The sequence below is a fragment of the Alkalihalophilus pseudofirmus genome (genome assembly GCF_029094545.1).
GTDB lineage: Bacteria > Bacillota > Bacilli > Bacillales > Bacillaceae_D > Alkalihalophilus > Alkalihalophilus pseudofirmus.
Genome location: NZ_CP117835.1, coordinates 2,173,502 through 2,192,110, shown reverse-complemented (window position 1 = coordinate 2,192,110; position 18,609 = coordinate 2,173,502). Strand labels below are relative to the sequence as shown.

The 18,609-nt window shown below is 41.1% G+C and carries 16 protein-coding genes; 15 read left to right on the top strand and 1 reads right to left on the bottom strand.

Annotated elements, in window-relative coordinates; genetic code table 11:
* Positions 1 to 8 precede the first annotated feature (8 nt).
* The 12 genes from PQ478_RS11795 to PQ478_RS11740 all read left to right on the top strand — a co-directional run bounded on the left by PQ478_RS11795 (position 9) and on the right by PQ478_RS11740 (position 14,357).
* A complete protein-coding gene (locus PQ478_RS11795) occupies positions 9 to 353 on the top strand; it encodes an AbrB/MazE/SpoVT family DNA-binding domain-containing protein (RefSeq protein WP_289234357.1) in 345 nt (114 codons plus the stop codon).
* Positions 354 to 475: 122 nt separating this feature from the next.
* A complete protein-coding gene (locus tag PQ478_RS11790; RefSeq protein ID WP_289234356.1) occupies positions 476 to 2,083 on the top strand; it encodes a multicopper oxidase family protein in 1,608 nt (535 codons plus the stop codon).
* A 180-nt stretch (positions 2,084 to 2,263) separates the two neighbouring features.
* Positions 2,264 to 2,983 (top strand): FadR/GntR family transcriptional regulator, encoded by a 720-nt coding sequence (locus tag PQ478_RS11785; RefSeq protein WP_289234355.1) that lies wholly within the window; start codon positions 2,264 to 2,266, stop codon positions 2,981 to 2,983.
* 170 nt (positions 2,984 to 3,153) lie between these two features.
* The gene (locus PQ478_RS11780) at positions 3,154 to 4,167 is read left to right on the top strand and encodes a mannonate dehydratase (RefSeq protein WP_289234354.1); all 1,014 of its coding nucleotides are present in this window, start codon (positions 3,154 to 3,156) and stop codon (positions 4,165 to 4,167) included.
* 28 nt (positions 4,168 to 4,195) lie between these two features.
* Entirely contained in the window at positions 4,196 to 4,696 is a 501-nt protein-coding gene (locus PQ478_RS11775) for a tripartite tricarboxylate transporter TctB family protein (protein WP_289234353.1), read from the top strand.
* A gap of 27 nt (positions 4,697 to 4,723) precedes the next feature.
* Positions 4,724 to 6,220 (top strand): tripartite tricarboxylate transporter permease, encoded by a 1,497-nt coding sequence (locus PQ478_RS11770; RefSeq protein ID WP_435521081.1) that lies wholly within the window; start codon positions 4,724 to 4,726, stop codon positions 6,218 to 6,220.
* Positions 6,221 to 6,277: 57 nt separating this feature from the next.
* On the top strand, positions 6,278 to 7,306 hold the full coding sequence (locus tag PQ478_RS11765; protein ID WP_289234351.1) for a tripartite tricarboxylate transporter substrate binding protein: 1,029 nt from the start codon (positions 6,278 to 6,280) through the stop codon (positions 7,304 to 7,306).
* A 92-nt stretch (positions 7,307 to 7,398) separates the two neighbouring features.
* Complete coding sequence (gene kdgD / locus PQ478_RS11760) at positions 7,399 to 8,337, top strand: 5-dehydro-4-deoxyglucarate dehydratase (protein ID WP_289234350.1); 939 nt, start codon at positions 7,399 to 7,401, stop codon at positions 8,335 to 8,337.
* 32 nt (positions 8,338 to 8,369) lie between these two features.
* On the top strand, positions 8,370 to 9,833 hold the full coding sequence (gucD, locus tag PQ478_RS11755) for an alpha-ketoglutaric semialdehyde dehydrogenase GucD (RefSeq protein WP_289234349.1): 1,464 nt from the start codon (positions 8,370 to 8,372) through the stop codon (positions 9,831 to 9,833).
* Between the two features lie 91 nt (positions 9,834 to 9,924).
* On the top strand, positions 9,925 to 11,286 hold the full coding sequence (gudD, locus tag PQ478_RS11750; RefSeq protein ID WP_289234348.1) for a glucarate dehydratase: 1,362 nt from the start codon (positions 9,925 to 9,927) through the stop codon (positions 11,284 to 11,286).
* A 173-nt stretch (positions 11,287 to 11,459) separates the two neighbouring features.
* A complete protein-coding gene (gene garD, locus PQ478_RS11745) occupies positions 11,460 to 12,986 on the top strand; it encodes a galactarate dehydratase (RefSeq protein ID WP_289234347.1) in 1,527 nt (508 codons plus the stop codon).
* A gap of 219 nt (positions 12,987 to 13,205) precedes the next feature.
* Complete coding sequence (locus PQ478_RS11740; RefSeq protein ID WP_289234346.1) at positions 13,206 to 14,357, top strand: hypothetical protein; 1,152 nt, start codon at positions 13,206 to 13,208, stop codon at positions 14,355 to 14,357.
* A gap of 124 nt (positions 14,358 to 14,481) precedes the next feature.
* Here PQ478_RS11740 and PQ478_RS11735 read toward each other — a convergent pair whose 3' ends face one another.
* Positions 14,482 to 14,604, bottom strand: a complete 123-nt coding sequence (locus PQ478_RS11735; RefSeq protein WP_289234345.1) for a hypothetical protein — start codon at positions 14,602 to 14,604, stop codon at positions 14,482 to 14,484.
* A 78-nt stretch (positions 14,605 to 14,682) separates the two neighbouring features.
* On the opposite strand from PQ478_RS11735, the gene PQ478_RS11730 reads away from it, so the two are divergent.
* The 3 genes from PQ478_RS11730 (at position 14,683) to PQ478_RS11720 (ending at position 18,552) form a co-directional block, all read left to right on the top strand.
* Positions 14,683 to 15,363 (top strand): AIM24 family protein, encoded by a 681-nt coding sequence (locus tag PQ478_RS11730; protein ID WP_012959007.1) that lies wholly within the window; start codon positions 14,683 to 14,685, stop codon positions 15,361 to 15,363.
* Positions 15,364 to 15,710: 347 nt separating this feature from the next.
* The gene (locus PQ478_RS11725; RefSeq protein WP_289234344.1) at positions 15,711 to 17,054 is read left to right on the top strand and encodes a GH1 family beta-glucosidase; all 1,344 of its coding nucleotides are present in this window, start codon (positions 15,711 to 15,713) and stop codon (positions 17,052 to 17,054) included.
* 181 nt (positions 17,055 to 17,235) lie between these two features.
* Positions 17,236 to 18,552, top strand: coding sequence for an ABC transporter substrate-binding protein (locus tag PQ478_RS11720; protein ID WP_012959005.1), 1,317 nt, complete (start codon positions 17,236 to 17,238; stop codon positions 18,550 to 18,552).
* Positions 18,553 to 18,609: the final 57 nt, after the last annotated feature.

Below are 18,609 nucleotides of genomic sequence, written 5' to 3'. Positions count from 1 at the left end.
GATACAAGATGCGTAGAACAAAGGATGAAACATTAAAAAAACTAGAAGGGAATTCCTTTTACTGTAAACTTAATAGCAGACAAGATATCACTCTTCCTTATACCGTTCGAAAAACATTACTAATTGAACCAGGCGTATTGATTACTGTTGGTCTGGTACCTGGGACAACAAGCATTTTTATTAAAAAAGATATAGGATCTTTGGTTGATAATAAAATGGTCGTTAGTGAAAATGGCTCTATTCGGATCCCGTCTGAAATAACCAAGCGTGCGGGCTTTTGTAAAGGTGATCGCTTTCGTATTCATGTAAGAGAAAAAGATGGTTTAATACTGCTACACAAATTAGAAATGTAGAGAGGGGACAAGGGTTATCTAATTTCAATAATAAATTTTAAGATATCTATCGTTTCTTCATACTTTCTAAATATTTTTTGTTTATTTTAGGAGTATAAGGATTTAAGAAAGGAGCGCCAATAATGAAAAAGACTTTGAAAGCGACAGGGATTGCAACAGCTTTTGCCCTCGTAATAGCAGGCTGCTCAAATGAAGCGGTTGACCTGCAGGTATCAGATGAGGAGGTCACTCAAGAGGAAAAAGAAGAGACGATCAACACATCTTCAAATAATGAGGGAGTCAAAGAATTTAATTTAACTGTAGAAGAAACCCATTGGATGTTCAATGAAGAGGTAATGGAAGATGCTTGGACATATAATGGCAGTTTACCTGGTGAAGAGATTAGAGTTCAAGAAGGAGACAAGGTGATTGTCAATGTAGAAAATCAATTAGATGAACCTACTGCCCTTCATCTTCATGGTTTTCCGGTTCCAAATGAAATGGACGGGGTGCCAGGTATTACGCAAAATGCAATTATGCCTGGGGAAACATTTACCTATGAGTATGAAGCAGACATTCCAGGAACGTATTGGTATCATTCTCATCAAGATGGAGCTAGACAAGTAGATAAAGGACTATACGGAGTCTTTATTGTAGAGCCCAAAGATGAAGAAGACTATGATATAGACGAAGTTATTGTTATAGATGAATGGTCTTCTATGGGGATGGGTGATATGGACCAGGGAAACATGAATGATGGAGACATGGATCATAGAAATATGAATGATGGAGACATGGATCATGGAAATATGAATGATGGACACATGAACCATGGAAATATGAACTCTAATGAGGAAGGGGAGAATCATAACATGGACGGTATGACTCATGCAGAAATGATGAACCGCATGTATGATACCCCTTTAATTAACGGGAAGGCAGCGCCTGAAATTGAAGCGATTGAGGTACAGGAAGTTGGAAAAACAAAGCTTCGTTTTGTTAATGCCGGGCTCTTTACCCAAGTTGTATCTATACCTGGGCACTCTTATAAAATCACTCATTATGATGGACAGGCTGTAAACGAACCAGAGGCGATTCAAGGTACACCATTCCGTATAGCTCCTGCTGAACGATTTGATGTGGAAATTGAGCTGGATCAAACTGGTGCGTGGGGCATTCAAATTTATGCAGAAGAAAATAAAGAGAGATTAGATGCAATCGTTCCACTTGTTTACGAAGGTTATGAAGATAATGATCTTGAAACTGAAGAAGCAAGCTCCTCTTTCTTTGATATAAGTTCTTACGGTGAAACAAAAGAAGTAGATTACGGCGAAATAACAAGAGAATATGAGATGATTCTAGGGACAGATGATGGAGGGGAAACCTGTACAATTAATGATAAGCAGTTTCCAAACCATGAAAGCTATGAAGTGGAAGAAGGCGATGTTGTAAAGTTTACTATTGAAAACGACACAGAAGTAGATCACCCTATGCACATGCATGGTGAATTTTTCAACGTCATTTCAAAAGATGGCACTCCAATTTCTGGGTCGCCTATTGTAAAAGATACCTTGAATATCAGACCAGGAGAAACGTATGAAATTGTGTTTGAAGCAAAAAATCCGGGGATATGGATGTTCCACTGTCATGAATTCCATCATGCGAATGCAGGAATGATGGCCGAAGTTCGCTACAAAGGTTTTGCACCTGATTTCACGGTAGATCCTGATATTCCTAATAAACCCGAATAAAAAATAAACAATGGCCCGAGTAGAGAGAAGTGTTCTCTTATTCGGGTTTTTTGTAGCGAGGAACTTACATCAAAATTCATATAAATTAATTTATATCTCTAATATTTATTAAACGCTTTCAATTTCTAGTTATTTGTCTTACAATTAAAATACATCTTTAGAAGAAGGGGGGATTTTCCAGTGGAAGAAAATAAAGAAGTTGATATTAAATCGCTTAGTCGGAAATCATTATCGAAACAAGTGATAGATGAAATCATAAATTTACTTATGACAGGTCAGTTGAAGCCAGGTGATAAAATCCCATCTGAAATGGAGTTAATGGAAATATGTGATGTGAGCAGGCCCGTAATCCGGGAAGCCTTAACATCACTTGAAGTGATGGGAATTGTGAATCGGAAAACGCGCCATGGGACATTTTTTTCAGAAAAGATAGGGAGTAAACCATTTTCCATGATGCTCGCCCTCTCAGCAGGTGATGTGGTTTCGATCATTGAAACACGTATTGCTTTGGAATTGGGGCTCGTAACCCTTGCAGCTGAAAAAATTACGGACGGGGAGCTAGCCAAATTAAAAGATTCTATAGATGATATGAAAAAGCTGCCAACTGATGATTCATCTGAGATTGATATGCGTTTTCATAAATTAATTGCTCATAGTGCCAGAAACCCGCTATTTGAAGGGATGATTGATGCTCTGCAGAAATCTCACATGAAAGTGTTAGAACAGATCCCTATTGAGGATCGTGATTTGAATGCTACATTAAACTATCATCAAGACATCTATGATGCACTTGCAAAAAGAGATCCAATCGAAGCATACAGTGCGATGTATCGGCATTTAGACTTTGTAAGAAAGAAAGCCTTACGAGCGTTAAAGAAAAAGATGGAAGAAGCCAAATAATGGTTACCTTTTAATCATTATTTGGCTGATTTTAAAATCTATATTTTTAGAAAATTCAATATTGACTTATAAATTCATTTGTCTTACAATTAAAATAACAAACAAATAGCTGAATCAAATACAATACAAAACTATGTAAGCGTATTCTTATCTGAATGGAGATGACCAATATGATGAAGGTATCGGTTACCACGACTAAATTTGATTTAACAGACGCAGAATTGAGACAAATGTGCCAGCTTGGTGTGGATTGTGTGGACTTTGGTACAGGTTCTTCTTTTCCTGGAGTGAAAGAACAAGGTTTTCCTGATTTAGATAAGGTACTTAAGATGAAAAAACGGGTTCGCTCATTCGGTTTAGATGTAAACAGAGTGACGCTTCCGGATCTCTCCGAGCGCTTTATGAACGAAGACGATGGAAGTGAGCTGGAGCTTGAAAACTCCGTTAAAGCTGTAAAAGTTTTCGGTGAGGCTGGTATTAAGATTGTCAGACAGCGATTTGCAGGAGATACATACAATTATATGACAAAAAGCTATCAAGCCAGGCAGCGAGGCGGTGCCATTGCTAGAGGAGAAAGCTTAGGCTTTCAAAAAGAACCTTATGTAACACCAACTTTAGAAGAGCATGAAAAATGGTGGTCACGTTTTAGAGCGGCCTACGCTGAACTGGTGCCAGCTTGTGAAGACTACGATGTGAATTTAGGGATGCACCCATCGGATTCGCCTAATCATGATACTCCCTTCGGTGGACTTGGATACCGCAGGATCATGGATGAATTCCCAAGCAAAAATGTAGGCTACATCTATTGCGTAGGTACGAGGGCAGAAGAAGGTGGGAGCCCTCTTGTATTGAATGAAATTAATCAATACGGCAGAAAAGACCGCATCTTTCTAGTTCATTTTCGAAATGTGCGCGGTTCCTTGCCTACAGCAGGTGCATTTGAAGAAGCTCTCTTAGATGATGGTGATATGAATATGTATAAGATTTTATTAGAACTTAGAAAAGTTGGATACAATGGCTGCTTAAACCCAGACCACGTACCAATGATGGAAGGAGATAACCCAGACCTTGACGGGAATTGGGCTCATTCGAATATTGGCTGGAGTTATGGAAGTGTCGGCTTTGCGTATTCAATCGGCTACATTAAAGCCTTGTTAGCAGCTTTAGTAGAATTTGAAGGGTAGCATAATAGAGTGAGAGGGGGAGGATGCGATGATCCAACGAAATCAAGATGCTTTTGCAAGCGTTTTCTTATTAGCGGTTTCAGTGCTAATGTTTATTGCCACATACAATATTCAACAAATGACTGTTTCAGCGATAGGAGCAGATTTTGCTCCTAGATTAGTAGCTGGAGGGTTATTTATCCTTAGCTTCATCATGCTTATTACCTCGATAAGAAAACAAAAGAACCCTGCTTCCCAAGCAGAAGAAGAGAGTGATGAAGATACTGAAGCTGATCAGAACGTGCCAATAAGCAAAAAGTCTGTTTTCCTAACAATTGGATTATTGATTGGGTATGTTGCGCTCATTCCAATCATTGGATTTTTGCTTATGACAGTCGTCTACTTATTTTTACAGATGTATATATTGGCTGAAAAATCACAAAGAAGAATCGTACTATTTTTAGTGGTCTCTGTCATTTCATCTGGTGTTATCTATTATTGTTTCAAGAATATTTTTTACTTAAGACTTCCAGCAGGGATTTTAGGATAAGGGGGTGAGAAGGTGTTTGATCTTTTCATGCAAGGCTTTTCTGAAGTCATGACTTTATCAACGATATTATTAATCTTACTTGGAACGGCAGTAGGATTAGTATTTGGCTCAATACCAGGCTTAACAGCAACGATGGCCATCGCGATCGTTCTTCCGATGACGTTTGGGATGAGTCCAATGGAAGGCATGGCTATATTGATGGGTTTGTATATAGGGGGGATTTCAGGCGGGCTCATTCCTGCTATCCTGCTTAAACTGCCAGGCACACCATCTTCAATCGCAACGACATTTGATGGGTATCCGATGGCTAGAAAAGGAGAAGTCGGTAAAGCGTTTGGGTATGCAATTCTCTTCTCATTTTTAGGTGGTTTATTAAGTATTATCATTTTAATGCTCTTATCACCGCCGCTGGCAACGATTGCATTGAAATTTGGACCTTACGAATATTTTGCCATTACGATATTTGCATTAACGATGATTTCTAGTCTTGCAGGGAATTCACTTGTCAAAGGGTTGATCGCCGGATTATTAGGGATTGCACTAGCGATGGTCGGATCTGCACCAATTGATGCGTTTCCTAGGTTCACGTTCGGTTATAGTGCCCTCGATGCCGGATTTAATATCTTGCCAGTGCTGATTGGACTCTTTGCTGTTGCAGAAATTATCAAAGCGTCCGAACGGAAAATTTCAAAAGGGCAGTCCGTTGACTACAAAATGAAAGGCTTCGGTTTTTCGGTTAAAGATTTCTTTAAGCAGGGTTGGAATGGGCTAAGGTCAAGTTTTATTGGAACAGGGATTGGGATTCTGCCTGGTATTGGCGGCGGAACAGCTAATATAATTGCCTATGTAACAGCGAAAAACCGCTCTAAACATCCAGAGGAATTTGGGAAAGGCACCCCTGATGGCGTTGTTGCATCAGAGTCAGCTAATAATGCTGCAGTCGGCGGAGCGCTTGTACCGTTAATTGCTCTAGGGATACCAGGAGACACAGTTACAGCCCTTTTACTAGGCGGGTTAGTGATTCATGGCCTCACTCCAGGACCGCTGTTATTTCAAAATAACGGGGATGTAGTGTATGGGATCTTCATCGCTTTAATTATTGCCAATATTGCGATGATTGCTTTTCTCTATTACGGAATGAGGTTCTTTACGAAAATCCTAAGTATACCTAAATACATTTTGCTGCCGATCATTCTCGTTTTATGTGTAGTAGGGGCCATTGGCGTAAACAACAGAATGTTCGATGCTGCGGCATTGTTATTCTTTGGGATCCTTGGTTATTTACTCATTAAATATAAATTTCCGATTGCACCGATCATTCTTGGATTTATCCTTGGACCGCTTGTTGAAACGAATTTGCGTCGTGGCTTGATGTATTCTCAAGGAGATTTTATTCCATTTCTTACTCAGCCGATTGCAGCAGTCTTTCTGATCCTCGCTGTTTTATCCATTGTATTTAAGTTAAGAGATACGTACAAAAAGAAAAAACTAGATGAGGCTGGCGGAATTAACACAGGAATCTAATTAAGATTTTAATAGAGAAACTCTATTAAGATAGATAAAAACAATTGGGGAGGTTGTATGATGATAGGTTATATGAAAAAGCTTGTATTTATGTTCGCTGTTTTATTTCTAGGTGCTGCGATTGTAGGCTGTTCTAGTGAGGGTGGATCTGGTGAGGCAAGTGAATCATCAGGAAACGGAGAGCAAGGAAGTAGTTCGGAAGCCGCTGCGTCTAACTATCCAGCAGGTCTAATCACCGTTGTCGTTCCTGCCGGTGCTGGCGGCGACACAGACATTAACGCTAGAACATTCGCTAAATACTTAGAGCAAGAACTTGGGCAGCCAGTTGTCATTTCAAATGTAACAGGAGCAGGTGGAACAGTTGGAGCTCGTGAAGTGCTAGATTCTGCTGCAGATGGACAAACCGTTCTGTTTTTCCACAATTCTCTGCTTCTAAACAAGATCCTGGGCTTGGTTGACTTTAGTTTTGATGATTTTAAACTAGCTGGCATCCCAATCTTAGATGAAGGAAATACGTTCATGGTCAACAGTGATTCTCAATTTGAAGACTTGCAAGACTTAGTAGAGTATGCTCGTGAAAACCCAAATGAAGTATCGATTGCAACTGAAGTTGGCGGTTTTACTCACTTGCAGCTGTTAGCACTTGAGCAAGATCAAGATATCGAGCTGAATATCGTTGATGTGGGCGGCGCTGCTGATAAAGTTGCTGCACTACTCGGAGGGCATATTGATATCGTTCCAACGTCGTTAGGTTTAGTGCAAGAGTATGTTGAGTCGGGTGATATGAGAACGCTTGGAATAATGGCAGCTGAAAGATCTGACTTAATGCCTGATGTACCTACTTTTATAGAGCAAGGTGTTAATAGCAGCTTCGAGAAATTCTTCTTTTTCGGATTTCCAACTGATACACCAGACGGAGTAGTTGAGACATTTACAAACGCTGTAGAAACAGTTGTTGCAAATGATGAGTACCGCGCAGAAGCTGAAAAGTATTTAGTAGCACCAACTTATATGAGTCCAGAAGAGGCTGCAAGCTACATGCAGGAAGCAGAAGCCTATTATGAGGAGCTGTATGCAGAAGAATAAACAGATTAATTATAGCTAGTATAAGAACAAAAAATTTTTAGAGTTATTTGTAAGACAATTAAATCATAAAACAAACAATAGGAGATGAAGAGATGAATTCTAGAAAAAAATTCCCAACAGGTATTCTTGGTTTCCCAACAGCACCTTTCAATGAAAAAGGTACAATTGACGAGAAAGCACTGGCAGTGAATATCGATTTTCTAATAAATGAAGGACTCAGCTCTATATTTATTGCTTGCGGTTCTGGTGAATTTCATGCGATCAGTCGAGCAGAATATCAGAAAATGGTTGCGGTTGCGGTTGAAACGACTGCTGGCAGAGTTCCTGTATACACAGGTGTTGGCGGCAACATCACCGATGCTATTGAATTAGTTAAGCTGTCTGAGGATCTTGGGGCAGATGGATATTTAATTTTACCTCCATACCTAATTGACGGGGAGCAAGAAGGATTGTATCAGTACTACAAAGCCATTGTCAAAGAGAGTGAGCTAGACGCGATTCTTTATAACCGTGACAATGCAATTGTTAATCTTGACACACTCCAACGTTTAGTTAATGAATTCCCTCAAATTGTAGGGTTAAAAGACGGTCTGGGTAATATGGAGTTGAATTTAGAGCTCGTTCAAACAATTGGTGATCGATTGGAATGGTTAAATGGAATGCCGTTTGCTGAGATTACAATGCCGGCTTATGCAAAAATCGGTTTTAATTCTTACTCATCAGCGATGTCAAATTACATGCCGCATATTTCACGCCTTTTCTTTGAAGCACTTAAAGAAGGCAACGAGGATGTCGTCAATGATATTTATGTAAATGTGTTACTGCCGATTAATTCAATTAGAAAAGCGAGAAAAGGATATGCTGTTTCATTGATTAAGGCTGGAATGAACATTCAGGGCTTCCCAGTAGAGAATTCAGTAAGACCGCCGTGTATTGCTGTAGAAAGCGATCATTACGAAACACTAAGCAAAATCATTAAGAAAGCGTTAGAAAAATACCCTGCAGAACAAAAAGAAATCTCCAATCTATAAATCTATTTAAAAAAGAAGGAGGATTATATTTCATGACAGTTGAAACAAAAAATAAAACGTACTTAAATTTTGTAAATGGTGAATGGGTTGCATCAGTAAGCGGAGAAGTGAAAACGAACCTCAACCCAGCTAATACGGATGATGTTGTGGGTGCAATTCAAATGTCTACAAAAGAAGAACTTAATGATGCAGTAAAGGCCGCTAAACAAGCTCAGCAAGCTTGGAGAAAGCTCTCCGGAAATGAGCGAGGCGCGTACTTATTTAAGGCAGCAGACATTTTAGAGAACAGATTAAATGAAATCGCAGAATGTATGACTCGCGAGATGGGCAAAACCTTACCGGAAGCGAAAGGAGAAACCGCTCGTGGTGTGGCAATCCTCAGGTATTATGCCGGGGAAGGTCTGCGCAGCGAAGGGGACGTCATTCCTTCCACAGACCCAAGTGCCCTCATGTTTACCAAAAGAGCTCCATTAGGTGTTGTTGGTGTGATTACTCCGTGGAATTTTCCGGTCGCGATCCCATTATGGAAAATGGCCCCAGCCTTAATTTATGGCAATGCAGTCGTCATAAAGCCGGCTCAAGAGGCAGCTGTGACATGTGCAAAAGTAGTGGAATGTTTAGAAGAAGCAGGATTTCCTAAAGGTGTAGTGAACTTGGTTACAGGTTCTGGCTCTGTGATCGGTCAGGCATTAACAGATCATCCGGATGTGGCTGGGATTACGTTTACTGGATCAAATTCAGTTGGAAAAAGAATAGGCCAAGGTTGTCTTGCCCGCGGAGCGAAGTATCAGCTTGAGATGGGCGGTAAAAACCCTGTGATTGTAACAAAAGATGCAGATCTTAATCTAGCTGTTGAAGCAACGATCAGCGGGGCATTCCGGTCAACAGGCCAGAAATGTACCGCAACAAGCAGAGTGATAGTGGAAGCTGACGTGTATGAAGAATTTAAAGAGAAACTTCTCGCAAAAACAGCAGAAATTACAATAGGTGATGGTCTTGGTGAGAATGTGTGGATGGGCCCTTCTGCAAGTGAAAATCAGTTAAATACGGTACTTCACTACATTGAAAAAGGAAAAGAAGAAGGAGCGGCACTCATTGCTGGTGGGAACAGATTAAAAGGGGGAGTATTTGATAAAGGTTATTTTGTAGAACCTACCATTTTTGAAAATGTTTCACCTGATATGACGATTGCTCAAGAAGAAATTTTCGGTCCTGTCATTGCCCTTATTCAAGTGAATCGCTTAGAAGATGCGATTAAAGTGGCAAATGACGTGGAGTTTGGGTTAAGTGCCTCCATCTTTACAACAAATATCCAACAGATGCTTTCCTTTGTGGATGAGATGGAAGCGGGACTTGTCCGTGTGAATTCAGAAAGTGCTGGAGTTGAGCTGCAAGCTCCGTTTGGCGGAATGAAGCAATCAAGCTCGCACTCTCGTGAGCAAGGGCAGGCAGCGAAAGAGTTCTTCACTTCAATTAAAACTGTATTTGTTAAATAAAAGAGCGTGACCACTAGAATAAATCATTCTGGTGGTCGCGCTTGAATCAGTCTATCAATTTATTTATTCAATCTATAAAGGTGGGATCAGGATGCATATCGAACAAGTTAAAGAAGAAAAAGCTACATCTACTCCGGTTGTAAGTGAGGTAAAGGTCATTCCTGTAGCAGGTCATGATAGTATGCTCTTAAATTTAAGCGGAGCACACAGCCCGTTTTTCACTAGAAATATTGTCATATTAAAAGATAGCGCTGGAAATATTGGGGTTGGCGAAGTTCCTGGAGGAGAAGGCATTCGAAAAACAATTGAAGATGCGGCACCTTTAATTGTTGGAAAATCGATAGCCACCTACAATTCTATTTTAAACGTCATTCGGCATCAATTTGCTGATCGTGATTCAGCCGGCCGTGGACTGCAGACATTTGATTTGCGCATTACCATACATGCGATTACAGCTTTAGAGTCTGCATTTCTAGATTTACTCGGGAAACATTTAGGTGTGCCAGTAGCCGAATTGCTCGGAGAAGGCAAGCAGCGTGACCAAGTTGAAATGCTAGGTTACTTGTTTTATATAGGAGACCGAACGAAAACAGACCTGCCATACTTAAGTAATCTTGATAATGAGGATGAGTGGATGCGTCTTCGTCACGAAGAAGCGATGACACCAGAGGCTATCGTTCGTTTAGCTGAAGCTGCTCATGAACGCTACGGGTTTAATGATTTTAAACTAAAGGGCGGAGTTTTATCTGGTGAAGAAGAAATGAAAGCAGTGACAGCCCTTGCCGAGCGTTTTCCAAAGGCAAGAATTACACTTGATCCAAACGGTGCCTGGTCTCTAGCTGAAGCGATTGAACTATGTCGTGATAAACATGATGTGCTCGCTTATGCAGAAGATCCATGTGGTGCAGAAAATGGCTATTCCGCCCGTGAGGTTATGGCAGAATTCAGACGGGCAACCGGGTTAAAAACAGCCACAAATATGATTGCTACGGACTGGAGACAGATGGGGCATTCTATTACTTTACAATCAGTCGATATTCCACTAGCAGATCCTCACTTCTGGACGATGCAAGGCTCGGTACGTGTCGCTCAAATGTGCCACGATTGGGGCTTAACATGGGGCTCTCATTCTAATAATCACTTTGATATCTCCCTTGCTATGTTTACACATGTGTCAGCTGCTGCGCCTGGTGAGATCACGGCAATTGATACGCATTGGATTTGGCAAGATGGGCAGTATCTTACGAAAAACCCGTTCCAAATTAAAGATGGGAAAGTCGATGTTCCAAATACTCCAGGTTTAGGGGTAGAGGTAGATTTTGATCAGATTGAAGAAGCACATGAGCTTTATAAAAGAGAGGGTCTTGGGGTGCGTGATGATTCAATCGCGATGCAGTATTTGATCCCAGGTTGGAAGTTTGACAATAAACGACCATGCCTTGTTCGAGAGTAGGAGGATGAGGCTGTGGGCTATAAAGTAGTGATTGCAAAAGGTGTTTCAGGTGTCGGTTCTTCCTATTTAATGGAAAAAGGGTATGCCGTTATTAGTAATGCAGTATGAACAGGTAAAAAGCCCAGCTGGCCAGTCAACCAATCTGCTTTATGACTAAGAAAGGAGAGGTTCGGATGGATGTACATACAAAAGTAAATGACATCCCGCTTTATATTAAAGTACATGAGAATGATAACGTTGCGATTATTGTAAACTCAGGCGGCCTCAAAAAGGGAACAGCCTTCACCTGTGGTTTAGAGTTGATCGAATTTGTTCCGCAAGGGCATAAAGTGGCTCTTTTTGACATCGAGCAAAATCAACCAATTATACGTTACGGGGAAATTATCGGCTATGCATTATCTTCTATTCCGACCGGAAGCTGGGTCAAGGAGTCATTAATAGACTTGCCTAAACCGCCTGATTTAGATCATTTGTCGATAGCTTCGCGAAAACACGAACCCCTTCCGCCTCTAGAGGGTTATACATTTGAAGGATATCGAAATGCAAACGGAACAGCAGGAATCAAAAATATTTTAGGAATTACGACAAGCGTACAGTGTGTAACAGGTGTCCTAGATTATGCAGTAGAGAAAATCAAAAAAGACATTCTGCCGCAGTACCCAAATGTTCACGATGTTGTTGCTCTAAATCACGCCTATGGCTGCGGGGTAGCGATTGGTGCACCTGAAGCAAAAATACCAATTCGTACCATTCAACATATCGCCGTTCATCCTAATTTTGGTGGAGAAGTGTTAGTAGTGGGGTTAGGGTGTGAGAAGCTTCAGCCTGAACAACTAAGCGGGCCATCAAATATTTTATCCCTTCAACAACAGCCTGGATTTGAGGCGATGGTGACGGAGATTTGCCAAATGGCTGAAGTTAGGTTAGCGAAGTTAAATGAAAGGCAAAGAGAGACGATCCCTGTGAAAGAGTTAGTCGTAGGTTTGCAGTGCGGTGGAAGTGATGCATTCTCGGGTGTAACAGCGAATCCGGCAATAGGATATGCAGCAGATTTACTTGTTCGGGCAGGTGCAACTGTGATGTTTTCTGAAGTGACAGAAGTCAGAGACGCGATTCATTTATTAACAGAAAGGGCAGTAAATGAAGAGGTAGGCCGCTCGCTTATTCAAGAGATGAAGTGGTATGATACCTATTTAGAAAAAGGCGAGGCAGACCGCAGTGCAAACCCATCTCCAGGTAATAAAAAAGGCGGGCTATCCAATGTGGTGGAAAAATCGTTAGGGTCTGTTGTGAAATCAGGCACCAGTCCCATTTCAGGGGTTGTCCCCCCTGGGGAAAGAGCAACGGAAAAAGGACTGCTTTTTGCAGCCACTCCAGCGAGTGATTTTGTCTGCGGTACGTTGCAGTTGGCTGCTGGTATGCACTTACAGGTGTTTGCAACAGGGAGAGGTACACCGTATAACCTCTCAATGGCACCAGTGATTAAAGTGTCCACCCGAAATTCATTAATGGAAGAATGGAAGGACTTAATTGATATAAATGCCGGTACCATTGCAACTGGTGAAGCGACGATTGAAGAAGTAGGTTGGGAATTATTTCATTTTATCCTCGATGTTGCGAGCGGAAGAAAACAAACATGGGCTGATCAGTGGGGAATTAGTAATGATCTAACACTATTTAATCCTGCGCCGATCTCTTAATTGAACGCCATGTCTTCGTTTAGTGGAAAGGGGCAGCTGCTGCGTAGTTATCTCATTTTATCGATGTGTTTTTTATTTCTTATACAATACTTCGCAGAGCTTACATGGTTAGGGTACGTGGTCGTTGTGATAGCTGTGCTAGCCTTCATTACAAGTGCCTATTTTTCTCGAGGATTTCCAAGAATAATTGGTTTTATCATGATGGGAACAGGGATAGCGTTGGAATTTAGTAAAGGAGCTGGGTTTCATGGGGTGAGTGAGGGGGTTTTACTCATTTTGCCTCTTCTTTGCTTAGTAACACTTTCTCCTATGCTCTCGATGCCGCTCAAACTGAATGGATATTTCCAATCCGTAGAGTCGTTCTTACAAAATCTGCTGCATCATCCGAGAAAACTGTTCTTCGGCATTACAAGTTCATTATTTATTTTGAGTCCAATCTTAAATTTAGGATCGATAAGAATCGTCAGTGAGTTTTTAGAGAGTCTAAAGCTCCCATCAGAAATGTCAGCTAAAAGCTATTTAATTGGATTCTCATCAGCACTAATGTGGTCTCCCTACTTTGCTTCTGTTTCTCTAATCTTATATTACTTAAATATGCCAGTGGGCCGCTATATTATCTATGGCATGGGGCTCTCTATTCTTTCACTCCTTATTGGCAATCTTTTATTTTATCTATGGAGTAGAAACCATACCGTTTCTGCAGAAGGATTTCCCCAAAAGCAATTAGATAAAACACATAAATGGCAGCTGCTGAAACTAGTCTTATTTGTGATGATCCTTATGAGTTCGTCCTTAGCAATAGAGTATGTGACAAAGTGGTCGATGGTCATAATCGTGAGCATGATTTCTGTGATCCTTCCGCTAATGTGGGGAGTATTAACGAAAAGCTGGAGGAAACTCAATCCACTATTAAAGGGGTACCGTGATCAATCGGTCCCGATGTTAAACAATGAAATTATGCTGTTTATGAGTGCCGGCGTATTAGCTCACGCTCTTCAAGGGACCACTTTCGCAAATAAGATTAGTGAGCTGCTAATCGTAATAGCTGAACAATCATTTTTATTATTTGCCATGGCTATCATGGCTCTTGTCCTGCTTGTCACTTATATCGGCATTCATCAAATTGCCGTTATTGCTGCTCTTGCCATGCAGCTTAATGCAGATGAGTTAGGAATCAGTACGCTGTCACTGGCTATGCTTTTGTTGCTCACTTGGTCCATATCAGCTGCTTTAAGTCCTTTTTCAGGATTAAATTTAATGGTCAGCCGGCTAGTCGGCATGACAGGAGTACAGACAGGACTGCGAACGAATGGTGTTCACCTGCTTGTTCTGGCCATTTTAGGAATCAGTTTTGTGATGATGGTGAAATAAAGGTCATTTATTTGAGGTCGTTTGTAGGTGTACCTTGCCGGCAATTGTATCTTTTCACACGCTTTATGCGTAGGTTGCGGAGATAATTGAGCGGGTTGCATAGGTTATTGCGTCTGTTCTGGGGTCAATTGCGTCTGTCTGCATTAATTCCGCCGATTGAGAGGACAATTGCGTCGGTGTCAGTCGCAATTGTATCTAGTCCAATAATAATTGCGTCAGTCTCAAGACACTCAGCACTCCAACTCACATCTCTTTACCACCTAAACCATATAATGGTAGAATCTTGACATAGGGTGATAGATAATGAATAAGAGGTGAGGCACGAGTGAGCGAATACTCGATCCAAGAATTTATTCAAAAGACGATGAACAAAGAGAAGCAATACGATACGTTCGGATTAGAGACGGACCGCATATTAAGAGTGGAGCTTGATGATTTAATTTGGTCTAAAATGGGCTCAATGATTGCCTATGAAGGGGATATTCGCTTTGAACGTGAAGGGATGCTTGAGCACGGGGCAAACCGGATGTTTAAAAAAGCCTTCACGAATGAAGGCAACGAGCTGATGAAAGCGAAAGGAAACGGCATTCTTTATTTATCAGATCAAGGAAAAAAGATTACAATTTTAGATTTGCTTGGAGATAAAATCACTGTCAATGGAGACGATGTGTTAGCATTTGAGCCTTCGGTTGACTGGGATATTCATATGATGCGGAAGGTAGCAGGGATGATGAGCGGAGGGCTATTTAATATTGGTTTAGAGGGGCGTGGGAAAGTAGCAATTACGACGCATTACGAGCCGCTGACCTTACTCGTTGAGCCTGGAAAGCCTGTATTTACAGACCCTAGTGCAACTGTCGCTTGGTCAGGTCATCTCGAACCGAAATTTAAAACCGATATGAACTACCGGACCTTTTTAGGCAGAGGAAGCGGCGAGTCCATTCAAATGGCGTTTGAAGGAAATGGCTTTGTCATTGTTCAGCCATATTTTGAAGGGGCTAAATAAAAGAATTTTAGTGAGTCACTAAGTATTTTATCTCATAGCTAGATATGGGGTGTTGCAGCGGCGCTGTCCGAAAAAGGGCGGCGTCTTATTCTAATTGTTCGAAAAAATTTAGGAAAGCGGTTTCGAAAAAAGTATTGCATACTAGAAAAGGAGAGTATATAATAACTTTACGAAAGGGCTTTCTTAAACAATTTTATATAAACGAGATCTCACACTGCTAGCAGGCAGTCGAGGTTCCAATAATACGTTTACGTTTAGTAGAATACAGCGATCTATTTTTTTCGCTAACTACGAAAGCGCTTTTACTAGACAGAATATTCAAAACGACATGGAGGGAGTTATCATACATGACTATTATCCAATTTCCTAAAGATATGAAATGGGGAGTCGCTACAGCATCCTATCAAATAGAGGGCGCCGCAAATGAGGGCGGCAGAGGAACATCGATTTGGGATACATTTTCAAAAACTCCAGGCAAAGTAGTAAACGGAGATAACGGAGATGTCGCTTGCGGCAGCTATCACAAGTATGAAGAAGACATTGAGATTATGGACGACCTTGGGGTTGATTTCTACCGCTTCTCAGTGGCATGGCCGAGAATTTTTCCAGAAGGCACTGGAGAAGTAAACCAAGAGGGCTTAGATTATTATCATAACTTAGTAGACCGTCTGCTTGAGAAAGGTATCGAGCCGATGTGTACCCTTTATCACTGGGATCTTCCGCAAGCACTTCAAGATCAAGGCGGCTGGGATAACCGTGAAACGATTGAAGCTTTCTTGCAGTATGCAGAGTTAATGTTCAAAGAATTCGAAGGGAAAATTAAGCATTGGATTACGTTTAATGAACCTTGGTGTGTGTCATTCTTATCCAATTACGTAGGTGCTCATGCTCCTGGTAATAATGATTTGCAGCTAGCAATGAATGTGGCGCATCACCTGCTTGTGGCACACGGCAAAACAGTTATTCGCTTTAGAGAACTTGGAATAAAAGGACAGATTGGTTACGCTCCGAATGTTGAATGGAATGAGCCATACAGCAATAAAGAAGAAGATATTGATGCATGTAAGCGAGTGAATGGCTATTTTATGGATTGGTTCTTTGACCCGGTATTCAAAGGAACGTACCCAGATTTCATGGTGAAATGGTTTGAAGAAAAGGGAGCGGTACTGCAAATTGAAGAAGGCGACATGGAGATCATCTCACAGCCGATCGATTTTCTAGGAATTAATTATTACTCTGGCGGGGTCGGACGCTACAAAGAAAATGAAGGATTATTCGACCACGAAAAAGTCGATGCAGGATACTTGAAAACAGATATTGGCTGGAACATCTACCCTGAAGGTTTCTATAAAGTGTTAACACATATTAATGAGAATTACGGAAATGTTCCGATCTATATCACGGAAAATGGTGCTTGCATTAATGACGGTGTGGAAAACGGTGAAGTGAAAGATGATCGCCGCACAGATTATTTGAAGCAGCATTTAGTAGCTTTGCAGCGCAGCATCGAATCTGGTGTGAACATTAAAGGATATCTTACTTGGTCTCTATTAGATAACTTTGAATGGGCAGAAGGCTATACAATGCGCTTTGGAATCGTTCACGTGAATTACAGAACGCTTGAACGTACGAAAAAAGACAGCTTTTACTGGTACAAACAAACGGTTGCGAATAATTTCTTTGAAGTGTAAGTGATATATTTTTTTACAATGAACTAAAGCGCTTTAGTAGCTAATTCGAGCTTAAGATTGCAGCCTTTTCCTTTATTACTTTTTACTTCATTAAGGGGGGTGAGGGGTAGAGAATTGTTGTAAAGTAAATAACATCACTGTTTCAGACAGAAAATAACTGGTATAAGGGGGAGCAATAAAAATGAAAAAATTCTTGAGATTAACAGCAACAACTGTATTAGCTCTATCCGTTCTAGCTGCTTGTGGAGGAAATGAAAACACGAACGGCGATGGCGGTGACACTGATAACGCAGGAGATGACACAACGTCAGAAACAATTGGCGATGGTGACATTGAGTTAGTTTTTTGGGAGTTCGGTAATACAGGCTACGATAAATTAATTGAAGAATATGTAGAAGAGAATCCAAATGTAACAATTAACCTACAAAACAGTGATATGAATGATTTACATGATAACTTATTTACATCGATCTCTGCTGGGACGGGTGCTCCTGACATTACGATGATCGAAGAAGCTCAAATCGAGAGATACCGTAATGCTGAACATGCGTTTACAAACCTATACGATCTTGGAGCAGAAGAAGTGTCTGAGAACTACCTTGATTGGGTTTGGCAAAATGGTGAAAATGCAGACGGCGACTTCCTGTTCGGACTGCCAACAGACATTGGACCAACTGTTATGTTCTACCGCACAGATGTGTTTGAAGAAGCTGGCTTTGATTCTTCACCAGAAGCTGTATCTGATTTAGTTGCAACTTGGGACGACTTTGAAAATGTAGCCAAAGAGATTCAAGAGAAAACAGGAAAGCAAATGGTTGATGGAGCGGAGCTTGTATACAATGCAAGGCGTGATCAAGCAACGGAGCAATACTTTAACACAGACGATGAGCTAATCGTAGAAGAGCATAACCAAATTAGTGATGCTTATAACTATGTAGCTAGTTTACTTGACCAAGATTTAATTGGAAACATTCCGCTTTGGACGCCTGAATGGTTTGCTGGAATGGATGAAGGAAGCTATGCAACAATGTTAGCTCCTGCTTGGATGCAAGGGGTTATTAAAGACAACAGCCCTGAAGAAGGCGTATGGTCTCTAACGACAATGCCTGAAGGTGCAGGAAACTGGGGCGGTTCTTACTTAACAGTTCCAGCTGAGAGTGAGCATCCGGAAGAAGCGTATAAATTCATTGAGTGGCTTACTGCTCCAGAACAGCAGCTAAAAGCATTCTTAGATTACGGTTTATTCCCATCAGCACCAGCTGTATATGAAATGCCTGAATTCTTAGAGTATGAAGATTCGTATTTCGGGGGTGCGCCAGTTGCTCAAATCTTCTCTGAAGCTGCAGAAGCAGTTGTACCTGTATACAAAGGCAGAAACTACTACCCTGTTGACGGCGAAGTGAAAGAAGCGATTGATAACGTAGCAGCAGGCAGCGATCCACAAGAAGAGTGGGAAGCAGCGCTAGTACGTATGGAGCGTATTCTTGACAGACAATAACTAAGTGAATGGGGATGCCTGACTACACAGGTATTCCCTCTCACTCACAAAGAAATT